Here is a 13,254-nt window from a genome sequence, read left to right as displayed (position 1 = left end):
AGGACGCAAGCGATGTCGATGGCCGACCGGGACGGGGTGATCTGGCTGGATGGCGAGATGGTGCCCTGGCGGGATGCGAAGACCCATGTTCTGACCCACACCCTGCACTACGGGATGGGGGTGTTCGAGGGTGTCCGGGCCTATCCCACCGATCACGGGCCGGCCATCTTTCGTCTCGAGGATCACACGCGGCGCCTGTTCAACTCCGCCAAGATCCTCGGCATGACCCTGCCGTTCACCGCCGAGCGTCTGAACCGTGCACAACAGGCGGCGATCACCGAGAACAATCTCGAGAGCGCCTATCTTCGGCCGATGGCCTTCTTCGGTTCCGAAGGCATGGGCCTGCGCGCCGACAATCTCGAGGTGCACGTGATGGTGGCGGCCTGGAGCTGGGGCAGCTACCTCGGCGACGACGGCATCGAGAACGGCATCCGCATCCGTACCTCGTCGTTCAGTCGGCACCACGTGAACGTGACCATGTGCAAGGCCAAGGCCAACGGCAATTACATGAACTCGATGATGGCCCTGCAGGAGGCCACCCGCTGCGGATATGACGAGGCCATGCTGCTGGATACCGAGGGCTACGTCGCCGAGGGCAGTGGCGAGAACATCTTCATCATCCGCGACGGGGTGATCTATACCCCGGATCTGACCTCGGCCCTGGACGGCATCACCCGGCGCACGGTGATCGAGCTGGCGGCCGAGGAGGGCTTCCGCGTGGTGGAGAAACGCATCACCCGCGACGAGGTTTACATCGCCGACGAGGCCTTCTTCACCGGGACCGCCGCCGAGGTCACCCCGATCCGCGAGGTGGACGACCGGCCGATCGGTACCGGCAGCCGCGGCCCCATCACCGAACTGCTGCAGTCGCGCTATTTCGACGTGGTCCACGGCCGTGACTCGCGGCATCAGGACTGGCTGACCTACGTCTGAACGGCGCGACCCCGACCCGGAGCGAGACCCGAACCATGGTGAATCCCGATACCGCCAGCCATCAGGACCAGTACACGACCGCCAATGCCGAGACGACGGTACGCGTGACCCAGCGGGATCTCCCGCTGCACTGCCCGACGCCCGGCACGGCCCTGTGGGCTTCCCATCCGCGGGTGTTCATCCCGATCGACGAGACCGAGGACGGGCGCTACCAGTGTCCCTATTGCGGCACGATCTACATCCTCGAAGACGCCGCCGACTGATCCCCCCGCCCGGGCCCGGCACGATCCCGGACCCGGGCGCAGGTACGACCATGACCCTGCCCCCCCTGGATCAGGCCCGCGTGCTGGTCGCCGGCGATCTGATGCTGGATCGCTACTGGCACGGCGCGACCGACCGCATCTCGCCGGAGGCGCCGGTGCCCGTGGTGCACGTGCGCGACATCGAGCAGCGTCCGGGCGGGGCCGGTAACGTCGCCCTGAACCTGGCCGCGCTGGGCGGTCGTCCCGACCTGGTGGGGGTGACCGGGGACGACACGGCCGCGTCCGATCTGTCCGCATTGCTGGAGGAGGCGGGTGTTCGCTGCCACTTCCGGCGCCGGTCGGGGGCCGCGACCATCACCAAGCTGCGGGTCATCAGTCGTCATCAGCAGCTGATCCGGCTGGATTTCGAGGACGGTTTCCCCGGCGCCACGGCCGGTGACCTGCTGGCGGATTTCGAACCGTTGCTGAGCGACTGCCAGGTGGTGGTGCTGTCCGACTACGCCAAGGGCGCGCTGCGCGACCCGCAGCCGCTGATCCGCGCGGCGCGGGCCGCCGGCCGCCCGGTGCTGGTGGACCCCAAGGGCACCGATTTCTCCGCCTACCGCGGCGCCAGTCTGGTCACGCCCAATCTCGCGGAACTGGAGGCCGTGGCCGGTCCCTGTCCGGACACGGCGGCGCTGGAGCGCGCGGCCACCGGTCTGCTCCGCGAGCATGGTATCGAGGCGTTGCTGGTCACGCGCGGCGCGGAAGGCATGACCCTGTTCCGTCCCGACCGGCCGCCAGTGCATCAGCCGGCCAGGGCACGCGAGGTGTTCGACGTGACCGGTGCCGGCGACACGGTGATCGCGACCCTCGCGGCCGCGGTGGCGGCCGGCGAGACGCTGGAGGATGCGATGCATCTGGCCAACCTCGCCGCCGGGATCGTGGTCGGGAAGCTGGGCACCGCGACGGTCTCGCCGTACGAACTGCGCGCGGCGCGGCACGAGCCGGAGGGCGCCGATCGCGGCGTGCTGTCCCGCGCCGGGCTGATGGCCGCGCTGGAGCGCGCGCGGGCCGCCGGCGAGCGCATCGTGATGACCAACGGCTGCTTCGACCTGCTGCATGCCGGGCACGTGGCCTATCTGGAGCAGGCCCGGGCTCGCGGCGACCGGCTGGTGGTGGCGGTCAACGACGACGCATCGGTACAGCGCCTGAAGGGTGCCGGACGACCGGTAACCCCGCTGGAGGGCCGCATGGCCGTGCTCGCCGGACTGGCCGCGGTCGACTGGGTAGTGCCGTTCGCCGAGGACACCCCGGCGGAGTTGATTGGCGAGATCCTGCCCGACGTACTGGTCAAGGGCGGCGACTACAGGCCGGAAGAGATCGCGGGTTATGATGCCGTCACCGCCGGCGGTGGCCGGGTCGAGGTGCTGGACTTCGTCGACGGCTGTTCGACCAGCGCGGTGATGGAGCGTATCCGACAGGGCCATTACTGAGGCAACACCGACACATGAAAGTACTCTATCTCGTGGGCATGGGGCGCAGCGGCTCGACCCTGCTGGACATCCTGCTGGATGCGCACAGCCAGGTGCGCGCGCTGGGCGGGGTCCGGCGCCTGGCGCATTACGCGCGCAAGCATCCCTGCCCCTGCGGCGCGCCCAGCTTCCGGGCATGCGAGTTCTGGTCGGCGGTGAACGCCCGGCTGGAGGAGCGTCTGGGCTGCAACCTGGAGACCCTGGACGTACATGCGCGCGATCCGGCGCGTTTCAACGAGCACAACCGCACGCTGTTCGAGGTGGTCTCGGAGGTCAGCGGCGTACCGTTCGTGACCGACAATTCCAAGTCGGTGCAGCGCCTGCGCCGGCTGATGGCCGCCCCGGACATCGAAGTGGTGCCCATCCACGTGCTGCGCGACCCGCGCGGGCGGGCGCAGTCGCTGCGCAAGCGCAAGCAGCAGAACTATATCCCCACCTTCTCTTATTCCCATCGCTCGCTGCGGCTGTACCACCTGCTGCGCAACGAGCCGCATATCGTGGTGAACTACGAGAAGCTGGCCTACGACCCCGAGGACCAGCTGCCGAAGCTGATGGAACGTCTGGGGCTGGAGTTCGAGCGCCCGCAGCTCGACTCCTGGGCGGAGATGGCGCATCACAATATCGGTTCGGCGGATGTCTTCCGCAAGACCGAGGGGAGCGTGATCTGGCCGGACGATGCCTGGAAGCAGGTGATTCCGCCGTACATGCAGCGCATCCAGAACGTGATCGCCTGGCCCGGGCGCGTGGCCAACGACGCCAAGGAGCGTCGCTGGGGTCTGGACTGACGCACCCGCGTCCGCAGCCGGTCAGCGCGCCTCGCTGACCCGCAGCAGCCACTCCCGGTCGTGCTGCGCGGCACGCAGAAAGCCGCGCGCCCTCGGCCGGGCAAAGGCCAGCGGCAGCGGATCGAGGATCCACAGATTCCGGCCGTCGCTGCCCAGCATGTGCGGATCCCGCCCGCGGAACCGGATCCCGTAGTCCCGCAGACCCGCCCACAGCGTCTCGGCCACTTCCGGACCGGGCGGAGGGCCGCCGTCCGTCAGCGGGTGCATGTCCGGGATCGCCTCCTGGACAAGCCAGATCATGCCGCAATCCGCGGCGACCACCGCCACCGGCCGCGGCACCGCCAACCCCAGCCGCCGGAGGGTGAGCGCATGGCTCCAGACCCGACGCGCGACCCGGCGGGTGAGGGCCGGGCGCAGCAGGGCGGGCAGGGTCTGCCAGGGTGCATCAATCCGCCGGGCGCAGAGTTCGGGCGTGTCCGATGAGGCGACGGTCTCCGGCAGCTCGCCGGTCGCGTACAGCTGGCGGGCGATCTCGCCGGCCCGTTCGCGCGTCAGGCTGCGCCGGTCGTGGATGATCCCGAGGTCGTCGCTGCGAAAGCGCGGGTAGTGCTTCCAGCCGCGTGCCGCGCGGTGCGCAACCCGGCGGGCATGGCGCACGCGGGCGTGGCGCAGTGCCCCAAGGAAACGTTCCAGCTCGGCCTCGCTCGCGTCCCAGCCGCGCAGTTCGTGGTAGCGCCGGAAGCCCTCGCGGATGCGCGCCTCGGGCACGCGGGTCTTGGACGCGTACAGCCGCTGCAGGTGGCGCAGGGCGGCTCGCCGTCCGAGGGCGGCTCCACGCTGGCGCACCCGGTCCCCGTCGATCGCATACAGCCTTCCGTCGCGGGGGATGAAGTTCAGCCAGTTGAGATCGTTCTGCACGATGCCGGCGCGGTGGTGTTCGGCCAGGGTGGTCAGCAGCCGGGCATGGGCCTCGTGCCCGGGATCGCCGCCGGGCGGCGGCCAGGGGGTATCCGCCTCGACCAGGTCCAGCACCAGCAGCCACGCGCGGTATTGCGGGCAGTAGCCGGCATGGTGCACCGCCGGCGCGGGCACGCCGGCCGCCTCCAGCCGGCGCGCCCCGCGCGTGCCACGGCGCCATTCGGCCCACTGGGCGATGCGCCCGAGATAGAACTTGGCGACCACCGCCCGATCGTCGGGTAATCGGGCGCGAAAGATCCGTCGCTTGCCCGGGTATTCGTGGAGACAGTCCTCCAGCGCGAGGGTCCCGAGGCCCGGGATCTCCGGGCGGTCACCGGTTTGTGGAAGTCGGGGCATCGAATTCGTAGCCCAGCAGGTCCAGGTCGCGGCGGTAATGCTGCGCCACCATCTCCGCCAGGGTGTCGTCGTAGTAGCTGCGATAGTCGTCGCGTTCGCTGGCGCGGCGCAGATGCGGAAGCTCGGGCGTCGGGATCCCGATGCGCTGACAGATCGTGGCGAAATCCTCGTGCAGGTTCTCGTAGCGGCCGATGAAATCCACGATCACCCGCCCCTGCAGATCGACGATGTATTCGTGCTGCAGCTCCGCCGAGGTGTCCAGCATGTAGTCGTACGGCCGTTCGGGGTCGAATTTCAGCCGCAGGAAATCGCCGAAGGTGCTTATGCCCTCCAGTACTTGGGGCTTCTCCCGCCGGATGTGGTGCCAGGAGCTCACCTGCAGATCCCAGGGATTGCGCACGATCGCGCACTTGAACAGCTCGCGGTAGACCGGCTCCGGCAGCATCTCCTTCGCTGCGATCGCCTTCGCGTGCCGGGGAAACTTCAATCCCAGTTTGTGCCGGGGGCGGGTCAGCTGACTGACCTGGCTGGCCGCCCACAACGGGATGCTGTACCAGCCGCCCCAGCGATACGGCCGCAGCGCCGCCCGGATGCTGGTCCCGCCCGTCTTGGCGATGTGCACGAACAGGAAATTCTTGCGATAGGAAATCAGCATAAATCGGAGTTCGGCTGCGAACGGTCGCGGTATTGTAACCGCGGCCGCATCAGGAATCCGCGGGGTTGCGCCGCGCGTTCAGTGAGCGCAGGGCATGGAGTACGGCCTCGTCGGCGTCCCGCCGCGAGGCCTGGCGACGCAGCCAGTCGCGGTGCACGAACTGGATCTCTCCGACGACCTGCGAAACCCCGGCCAGCCGGGCGACCGCCAGCCGATGATTGCCGTTCGCCACCTTGATGAATTCGCCCTCCGGGCCGATGGCTACGCCGATCTCGTCCTTGCCGAGGCCGGCGACGTATCCATTCTCCGCCATGTTGCGGGCGAGGCCACGGTACCGCTCGAGGTACTTGTCCAGTGAGCGCGCGATCTTCTCTTCGGCCTGGCCCTCGGTTTTTCCACGGGCCCGATAGTAGCGATGCAGCGCCTCGATGTGTTCGGAGCGGCTGCGTTCTTCGTCCAGTAGATGTTCCAGCAGGGCGTAGATCGGGTGCTGGTCGAAGGGTTCGGTCCGCCGGTGCCACTGCCCGCGACGCACGCGGCGGGGCAGGAACAGCCCGTCCAGGAAAAACCGGGCCTTGGACGCCGGATCGCGCTTGGACAGGTAGCGCCGGAGTTCCCGGGTAGGCAGGTTGACGAGGACGGGCGGTTTCATGGGGTGTGTGCTTCCGGCTTGGTCGTTGGCGCGATGCCCAGCGCCTCCAGATAGGCGCGGGCGCTCGTTTCGACGGTGTAGTTGGCGACGGCCTGTTGCAGCAGTCCCGGTTCGATGGGTGCCTCCAGCCCGCGGGCCATCCCTTCGGCCAGCGCGGAGGCATCGCCCACCGGGACGAGCGGGCCGAGGCGGCCCCCGGCGAGGATGTCGCGCGGACCGCTCGGGCAGTCCGTCGACACTACCGGTGTCCCGAGCGCCATGGCTTCGACCAGGACATTGGGCGATCCCTCGAAGCGGGATGACAGCACGAACAGGCTGGCAGCGCGCATCAGCGGATACGGATTGGTTCGGAAACCCGCCAGATCCACATGGTGGGCGATGCCCAGTTTGCGCGCCAGGCCCTGCAGGCGGTCCCGCTCCGGCCCTTCCCCCAGGATAATGAGCCGGCAGGGTCGCCGGGCATGCAGCAGCCCGAAGGCCCGCAGGAGGGTAGCGAAATCCTTTTGCGGTCGCAGTCGGCCCACCGCCAGGATCACCGGTGTTTCGGGTCGTGTGGCCGCTTCCAGCCACGGATGATCCGCCGCTTCTTCGGCTCTGGCACTCAAAGAGGGCGAAATCACCGGGTTGGCGATCACGCGGAAACGCTTCGACGGGATGCCCCCGATGCGGGAGAGGTCGTCGGCCACCGGCTGCGCCACGGCAACGATGGCATCCGCATGAGGGTACAGTCGCCGGACGGGGCGGTAACGCAGCCATCGCTGCAGGGCGGTCTTGTCGGCCAGCGAGCCGCTGAGGTGCATCCCCATCCGCAGAACGATCCGCGTCGGGACCCGTGCCAGCCGGCGCGCGCGCAGGGCCACGCGGCCGGCGCGATCCTTGGCCGCCAGCAACGCGTCGGGGCGCTGGCGACGCAGGTAGCGGGTGACCGCGGGCAGTGCCAGCAGAGAGGTGCGCGCATCCAGCCGGATCACATTGACCTCTGCCGGAATGCCTTCCACATGGCCGCCGCGGGCCTTCATCAGCAGCAGGTCCACCTGCACGCCGGCATCCACGAACCCGCGCAGCAGATGGTTCATCATCTTTTCGACGCCGCCATCCCCGGTGTAGGAAACGAGTACGGCCAGCCGCGGGGTTGTCATGCCGGTTTCCGTTCCTCGTTGTAGGCCTGAAGCAGGTGCGGCCAGCCGAGGGCGCCGCGTTCGCGGGTCGCCGGCCATTTGTGCAGCGAACGCCGCAGACGCGACAGGTTGTCCTGAAGCGCACGATGGTAGCCGATCCGGCCCCGGTCCCAGTCGATCAGCCAGACCTGCCCGTTGCCCTGGATCAGGATGTTGCGGGCGTTGAGATCCGCATGCCAGGCGCCATGGGCGTGGAACCGGGCGATCACGCGCCCGACCGCATCCCACAGTTCGGGCGTGTCCTTTCCGTCCTCGATCCATTCGTCCAGCGGGTGACTGTCCGGGATGCGTTCGCTCAGCAGATCGCCACGATACACCGGCCCGTGGCGGCAGACCCGTGCGGCCCCCGGACGCGGGACCGGCAGCCCCAGTTCGTGCAGTTGCGCCAGCAGCCGCCACTCGCGCACCGGCCGGCTGCGCTCCAGCCCGGTCCACAGGTAGGTATCCGTGGCAACCCGCGCCATCAGTCCGCCCCGCCAGTAATGGCGCAGGACCCAGTCGCGCCCCTCGTGATGCAGGAAGTGGGTCGCACGACGACCGCTGCTGCTGCCGGTCCACTGACCTCGTGCCCGCAATGCCTCGGGATCGAACAGGTCGTTATTGCACTCCTGGAGCATTTCGGGGTTGGACAGGATACGGCAATTTCCGATATCCGGATGCGGATTCCATCGTTCCGGTGTCCCGGAAAAAGGTCGCATCATGATGATTGCCCCGGTGCATCGGGTTTGTTCCTGGTCAGGATCCTCGAGATTGCGAATGCAAGGGGCAGAGCCAGGATCGGACCGTAGAAATGCTCCATGGTATATCGATGCAGGATTTGGGCATTCATGGCCCAGAAAAACAGCGCGGGCAGGAAGGCCAGGGTGTAGATCCCGATCGCACGAGTGCTCCCCGCCATGCCGAACATGCGCCACGCGGCTACGGCAAGGATGATCGTGAAGATGGCGATCATGCCGTACCCGACAAGACCGAAACGGACCAGGATGTCGAGATGGGAGTTGTGGAAGGTATCGTCGCGATCCTCAAGTTGGGGGGGGATCGGGAATTCTTCCGTAAGGTGGCGCTGGTCGGCGGCACCCCGCCCCACCAGGGGACGTTCGAGGAAGCGTTCCCATGCAAATGCCCAGTAGACGACCCGGACGCCCACGGAATCGCGCTCCAGCTCCTCGACATTCCCGTGAAAAGGCAGAGCAATCGTCTGCTGTACGGTGTCTGCGGTCTGCTCCCAGCGTTCACTGATGTGGTCCCAGCTGAAGGTGGCCAGAGTGCCAGCGGCAAGCAGCATCGCCACGATCGCACCCAGCAGTGTTCCCCGGATGCGGTGAAGGTCTCTGCGATATGCCCAGACACTCAACGCAAGTACCGCAATTAGCGCGATCGCCAGAGTGAGCCAGCCATTGCGGCTCTTGGTTGCGATGATCGAGGCAATGAAGAAAGCAAGAAGCGCCAGAGAAAACAGGCTGCCACCGAGCAGAAGGAACCAGCGTGTTCGTGATGGCGCAGACGACAGGGTGGCGAAAACGAACACGGTCGTGATCACGAGGGCCGTAATGATGGCCGGGAGCTTGATGGCCGAGGATCGGAATCCCAGTTCCATGTTGTACCGGTCGGTGGTCTGGAGGGCTGCCACGAGGTCCGCCGGTGAGATGTGCATTGCCAGATAAACGCAGTAACCGGCCAGCAGCAGGGCTATCGTGACCAGACCATGGCGGAGCCAGTTTCCCGTGGCAGCCAGGGCGAGGCCGTAGATCATCACGGGCACGATCGCGGTCTTCATCCAGGTGGTCATCTCGTCCCAGTGTGAGGAAGCCAGATCCGGGCGTTCGAACAGGGCTGCAAATGCCGTCCGCAGGACCACGTAAACGGCAAAAGCCACGGGGAGCCAGATCAGAGGAGACCCTTTCAGGTCTGACCAGTTGCGGCGGACGAAAAGGATCCCGAGGATCAGAAGGATCAGCTGGAAGCCTTGTCCCAGAGAGATGGACAGGGGGGCCACGAACGCACCCGCATAGAGGGCTCCGGCGGCCCAGAGGCCGAGGGCATCCCCGGGCAGGAAGGTCTGGCTGGATGCAGGGGCCTGGGTGTTCATCATGGATGGGCCGAATGTGCCAAGGGGGGCTTAGAGGGTCGTATTTTGCCAGTGTTTCCCGTGGGGCGCAGGGGGTGTCGCTGGAGCCGGAGGCGGGCCCTGAGCGGTCGGCCGCTGTATCATGGCGGCGGAATTCACGTGTCCTGGAGTCCGGCTCCGGACATATGGGCGGGGACAACATGCCAGATATCGTCCTTTTCGGGATGTTTCGGCCGTGGGGCGGGACCTACCGGCGATTGATGAACCAGATCCACGTCTGGACCCGGGATGGCTGGTCGGTGGAGCTGGTGACCTTTCGCGACGGTGAGATGTTCTATCCGGATGAAATGCCGGAATCGGTGGCCTGCGTTCATCTGGGGACCCGGGGGAAGCTTGCGACAGCGGTGGCGCTGTGGCGGTACATGCGGCGGCGGCGCCCGGCCGTTGTCCTGTCGGTCAATCACATCACCAACGTGATCCTGGCTCAGGCGGGGATGCTGCCGGATACGGGGGCGAAGCGGTTCCTGAGCGTTCCCAACACGTTTGGTGAATCCGAAAAGCTTGCCGCGGAACCGCGCCGGCGGGAGCAGAAGTTCCGCCAGATTCGCCGCTGGTACCCGCGTTCTTACGGGGTGATTGCGGTATCCGACGGGGTGCGCCGGGACCTGGTCGAAAACGTCGGGCTGAAGGGAGTGGACGTACAGCGGATCTATAGCGGGTCCGTTGCATCGGGCACCCTGGAAAGGGCCGGGGAGCCGGTGGACCACCCGTGGCTTGCCGAGGATTCCGCGGTGCCGGTGATTCTGTCGGCCGGCCGTCTGGTCCCGCAAAAGGACTATCCGACGCTGCTGCGAGCCTTCGCCCGCTTACGGGAACGGCGCGAGGCACGTCTGATCATCGTTGGCAAGGGGCGCGAACAGGAGCAGCTGGAGGCGCTCGCCCGTGAGCTGGGCATCGAGGAGCATGTCGATTTTCCCGGGTTTGCCGCCAATCCGTATGCCTGGATGGCCCGGGCGGATGTGTTTGCTCTGTCGTCCCGCTGGGAAGGACTGGTGAACGTGGTCATGGAGGCACTGGGGCTTGGCGTTCCCGTGGTCTCGACGGATTGCCCCAGCGGTCCACGGGAGATCCTGGCTGACGGGCGCTACGGGGTCCTGGTACCGATGAAGGATCCGGAGGCGCTGGCCGAGGGACTGGATCGAGTCCTGCGGGGCGAGGGACCGGTTTTTGATCGGGACGAGGCCGTAGATCGGTTCCGTGCGGAAACCGCGGCCGCTGCCTACCTGGACTTTTTCGGGCTTCAGCGCCTTCAAACGGGGCAGGCCGCATGAGGATGTCCTGGCGAGGCTGGAAAGAGCGGCGTCGGGTAGTCGGACTATTGAGGGCCCTGGAGCACTGTCTTGCGCCCGGCGAGTGGCGGCTGCAGGGATCGCTGGCGTGGCTGCCTGCAGGGGTGGACGGGGAACCGGATGCCTATCAGCAGCGTCTGCGGGATACCTTGTTGGCCAGTGAGGGCGGGCGGGTTCCTCCTCCGGTCCATGTGACGGTCCGGGCGGAGGGGGGGGAGCCGGGTATGGACACCCTGATCGCTCGAGGTGTCTGGACCTTGTTGGTGGAGCGCTCGCGCAACCGGGTCTTGCGGGTCACGCGGGATGCCGAACGTGTGCAGCGCTTGCTGGAAAATGCGCGCTGGCTGTCCTCGGCGTATCGGTGCCCGCGGCTGGAACCGGCGGCGGACCTTCCGCGGGGGTTCGCCGGCGTAAGCGAATCCTTTGTGGAGGGCACGCCGATCCGCGAGGCTCCCGAGACGGTTTGGGAATCGGCCTATCGCGACCTGCTGCAGATGTGCGGCGTGCATGCCCGCCGATGGGAGGGCCGGTTCGACCTGGATCCGGTCCGGCAGGAGCTCGATTGCTGGACCCTGCCGCACTGGCTTTCCCGGGCAGTTGAAGGTCACCGGTCTCGCTGGGAACCCATGTTGCTGGGATGCCCGCTGCTCGCGAGTCATGCGGATTGCCACAATGGCAACGTGTTCGTACTGCCCGATGGTTCGGTAACCCTGATCGATCTGGAGCGGGTGCAGTCGGTGCCTTTCTTTTTTGACGCCCTGTCCCTGTTGCGTGGTTCGGCCGCGGTCAATCAGTCTCTGCGGCGTGCCTTTCTGGCAGGGCATTTTGATACGGCACTGGCCGAGGTCTGGGCCGCCGCGGGGCAGACCTGGGACCCCGAGGGGCGTGAGGGTGCCTTGCTGGCAATGGCAATGGCCCATGCGTTTCGTCCGCAGTTCGCCCGGGCGTCCTCGCGCAAGCGTCGGGAGAAATTCATCGGGGCGTGCGAAAAGTTGCGGGCCGACTGCGGGTGGGAATGATTCATGCAGAGAGTCGAATTCATGGGCCCTCCGGGCGTGGGCAAGACCACGGTGCTGCGCTATCTGCAAGACGAGCGTGTCCCCGGGGTCGGGGCGCTGCACTCCCCGCTCTGGCTTCCGCTGTGGGCCGAACATCAGCGCAAGCGGCCGAATGCCGCGACCCGTTACCTGGAATCGGCCCTGTATGCCCGCAAGGGTCTCCGGCGCTGGATGCGTCCCAGGCTGGAAAAAGAGATGATCCGCCATGCCCTGCGGGAATTGCGTAACGCGCCCGCGCCGTGGCCGGAGTTTCTGCGTGGCGCGCTCGAAGGCCCGGATCCGGGGATTTCGCCGGCTCTTGCTATTGAACGGATGAGGAGTTTTGGTTTCAGCACGGCGCAGGCATGGGTGACCGATCGCCTGGCCCGCGAAGGAGCGGTGGTTTTCGACGAGGGGCTGGCGCAGCGGGGGATCAGCCTAGGGCAGGGCATGGATGCGGACCGAACGCGTGAATACTATCGGCTGATGCCCGCGCCTGCTGCCGTTGTGCGCATCGAGGCCCCGGCCACGGAGATCCAGGCCCGGCTTCGGGACAGGAACCCGGATGTCACGCGTTTTCACGCCATGGTGGAGCAGGGGCTGGAGATTGGAGAGCGGGCCGGAGAGACATTGCGGGAACGTGGAATCCCGGTTGTCGAAATTGACGCCTCCGGCGACTTCGGGGCAACGGCGCAGGATGCGGTCCGGGCGCTGAAAAGCCTGCCCGGAATGTCAGACCGGTGAGGCACGATCCGGCTCGAGGCTGTAACCGAAGGCCTCGAAATCCTCGCGGTACAGACGGCGGATGCGGTCGATGGACCTCCCGTCATAATATTCCGCGAGCCTTTGAGTCGAATCGGTTCGATGCGGATCCCAGTTGGCGATCTCGGGGTTGTCCCGGACGTCGAAAAGACGGTGCAGCAGTTGCGGAAGGTCTTCATCGATCCGTTCCAGGTGCCCGAGATGGTCGAGACGCCGGCGTTCTCGCGGCAGGAGTGCCACCTGCGGGGCCCAGTGGGGGCCGCGATAGAGATCGCCCTGTTCCAGGCGTGCGAGGAATTCCGCAAAACCGGGCGGCTCCTCGTCCGGGGCTGACGAGTGCTGCCCGGCGCCCAGGTGTTTTCTGGCTGGTGGTCGGCCGCGGACGACCTTGTCGAGGTAGGCTGACAGGGTGCGGTGAAACGGGTTGCGAACAAACGTGAACAGGAAGTAGTGGCGCCAGGCCTCGCGGCTGACGCGGATGCCGACCTCCCTTGGATGGCGGTAGCCGCCGATCTTGTCCCCCCGTTCCCGGATCGCGTCGCGCTGATCCTGCGAAATCCCCGGGTCGTGGTTCAGCAGGGTGTTGCCGACAGTCGAATGACCGGCCTTGGGGATGCGATAGAAGACGAACCGGCTTGATGTCGATATCAGGATGCGCGGATTGACGCGGTGGCGCGCGACCCGGCCGTCGAGACCGGACAGCAGGGGGTTGAACCTTTCGTCGAGAGCGCGGCGCAGGTGCAT

14 protein-coding genes are annotated in these 13,254 nt (G+C 66.8%); 7 read left to right on the top strand and 7 right to left on the bottom strand.

All coding sequences use genetic code 11. The annotated features are described in order from the left end of the window. The first annotated feature begins 12 nt into the window (after positions 1 to 12). The 4 genes from G020_RS0100660 to G020_RS0100645 are packed head-to-tail and all read left to right on the top strand — an operon-like array spanning position 13 to position 3,495. On the top strand, positions 13 to 933 hold the full coding sequence (locus G020_RS0100660) for a branched-chain amino acid transaminase (protein ID WP_024328258.1): 921 nt from the start codon (positions 13 to 15) through the stop codon (positions 931 to 933). A gap of 35 nt (positions 934 to 968) precedes the next feature. Continuing rightward, positions 969 to 1,196: a zinc-finger domain-containing protein gene (locus tag G020_RS0100655; RefSeq protein WP_018947474.1), complete on the top strand. Its 228-nt coding sequence runs from the start codon at positions 969 to 971 to the stop codon at positions 1,194 to 1,196. A 50-nt stretch (positions 1,197 to 1,246) separates the two neighbouring features. Continuing rightward, a complete protein-coding gene (hldE, locus tag G020_RS0100650) occupies positions 1,247 to 2,671 on the top strand; it encodes a bifunctional D-glycero-beta-D-manno-heptose-7-phosphate kinase/D-glycero-beta-D-manno-heptose 1-phosphate adenylyltransferase HldE (RefSeq protein WP_024328257.1) in 1,425 nt (474 codons plus the stop codon). 14 nt (positions 2,672 to 2,685) lie between these two features. Beyond that, a complete protein-coding gene (locus G020_RS0100645; protein ID WP_024328256.1) occupies positions 2,686 to 3,495 on the top strand; it encodes a sulfotransferase in 810 nt (269 codons plus the stop codon). 21 nt (positions 3,496 to 3,516) lie between these two features. Here the strand turns inward: G020_RS0100645 and G020_RS0100640 are convergent, their stop codons facing one another. Genes G020_RS0100640 through G020_RS0100615 form a run of 6 tightly spaced genes read right to left on the bottom strand, consistent with a single transcriptional unit; the run spans position 3,517 to position 9,386 of the window. Continuing rightward, the gene (locus G020_RS0100640; protein WP_024328255.1) at positions 3,517 to 4,809 is read right to left on the bottom strand and encodes a hypothetical protein; all 1,293 of its coding nucleotides are present in this window, start codon (positions 4,807 to 4,809) and stop codon (positions 3,517 to 3,519) included. Next, positions 4,784 to 5,464 carry a sulfotransferase family 2 domain-containing protein gene (locus G020_RS0100635; protein ID WP_024328254.1) on the bottom strand — a complete coding sequence of 227 codons (681 nt, stop codon included), beginning with the start codon at positions 5,462 to 5,464 and terminating at the stop codon, positions 4,784 to 4,786. The genes G020_RS0100640 and G020_RS0100635 overlap by 26 nt, the downstream gene beginning before the upstream one ends. Positions 5,465 to 5,513: 49 nt before the next feature. Then, positions 5,514 to 6,116 carry a hypothetical protein gene (locus tag G020_RS0100630; RefSeq protein ID WP_024328253.1) on the bottom strand — a complete coding sequence of 201 codons (603 nt, stop codon included), beginning with the start codon at positions 6,114 to 6,116 and terminating at the stop codon, positions 5,514 to 5,516. Next, positions 6,113 to 7,255 (bottom strand): glycosyltransferase, encoded by a 1,143-nt coding sequence (locus G020_RS0100625; RefSeq protein WP_024328252.1) that lies wholly within the window; start codon positions 7,253 to 7,255, stop codon positions 6,113 to 6,115. The genes G020_RS0100630 and G020_RS0100625 overlap by 4 nt, the downstream gene beginning before the upstream one ends. Then, positions 7,252 to 7,995: a 3-deoxy-D-manno-octulosonic acid kinase gene (locus G020_RS0100620; RefSeq protein ID WP_255349522.1), complete on the bottom strand. Its 744-nt coding sequence runs from the start codon at positions 7,993 to 7,995 to the stop codon at positions 7,252 to 7,254. The genes G020_RS0100625 and G020_RS0100620 overlap by 4 nt, the downstream gene beginning before the upstream one ends. Then, complete coding sequence (locus G020_RS0100615; protein ID WP_024328250.1) at positions 7,992 to 9,386, bottom strand: O-antigen ligase; 1,395 nt, start codon at positions 9,384 to 9,386, stop codon at positions 7,992 to 7,994. The genes G020_RS0100620 and G020_RS0100615 overlap by 4 nt, the downstream gene beginning before the upstream one ends. Positions 9,387 to 9,562: 176 nt before the next feature. On the opposite strand from G020_RS0100615, the gene G020_RS0100610 reads away from it, so the two are divergent. The 3 genes from G020_RS0100610 to G020_RS0100600 all read left to right on the top strand — a co-directional run bounded on the left by G020_RS0100610 (position 9,563) and on the right by G020_RS0100600 (position 12,492). Beyond that, positions 9,563 to 10,693, top strand: coding sequence for a glycosyltransferase (locus tag G020_RS0100610; protein WP_024328249.1), 1,131 nt, complete (start codon positions 9,563 to 9,565; stop codon positions 10,691 to 10,693). A gap of 242 nt (positions 10,694 to 10,935) precedes the next feature. Further along, entirely contained in the window at positions 10,936 to 11,730 is a 795-nt protein-coding gene (locus tag G020_RS14845) for a phosphotransferase (RefSeq protein ID WP_081647366.1), read from the top strand. A 36-nt stretch (positions 11,731 to 11,766) separates the two neighbouring features. Continuing rightward, a complete protein-coding gene (locus tag G020_RS0100600) occupies positions 11,767 to 12,492 on the top strand; it encodes a hypothetical protein (protein ID WP_231363024.1) in 726 nt (241 codons plus the stop codon). Here the strand turns inward: G020_RS0100600 and G020_RS0100595 are convergent. Then, a complete protein-coding gene (locus G020_RS0100595) occupies positions 12,481 to 13,254 on the bottom strand; it encodes a sulfotransferase family protein (protein ID WP_024328246.1) in 774 nt (257 codons plus the stop codon). The two genes, G020_RS0100600 and G020_RS0100595, sit on opposite strands and share 12 nt — an antisense overlap.

The organism is Thioalkalivibrio sp. ALR17-21 (genome assembly GCF_000420185.1).
In the GTDB taxonomy this organism is placed as follows: Bacteria; Pseudomonadota; Gammaproteobacteria; order Ectothiorhodospirales; family Ectothiorhodospiraceae; genus Thioalkalivibrio; species Thioalkalivibrio halophilus.
This window is presented reverse-complemented; position numbering and strand designations above follow the sequence as displayed.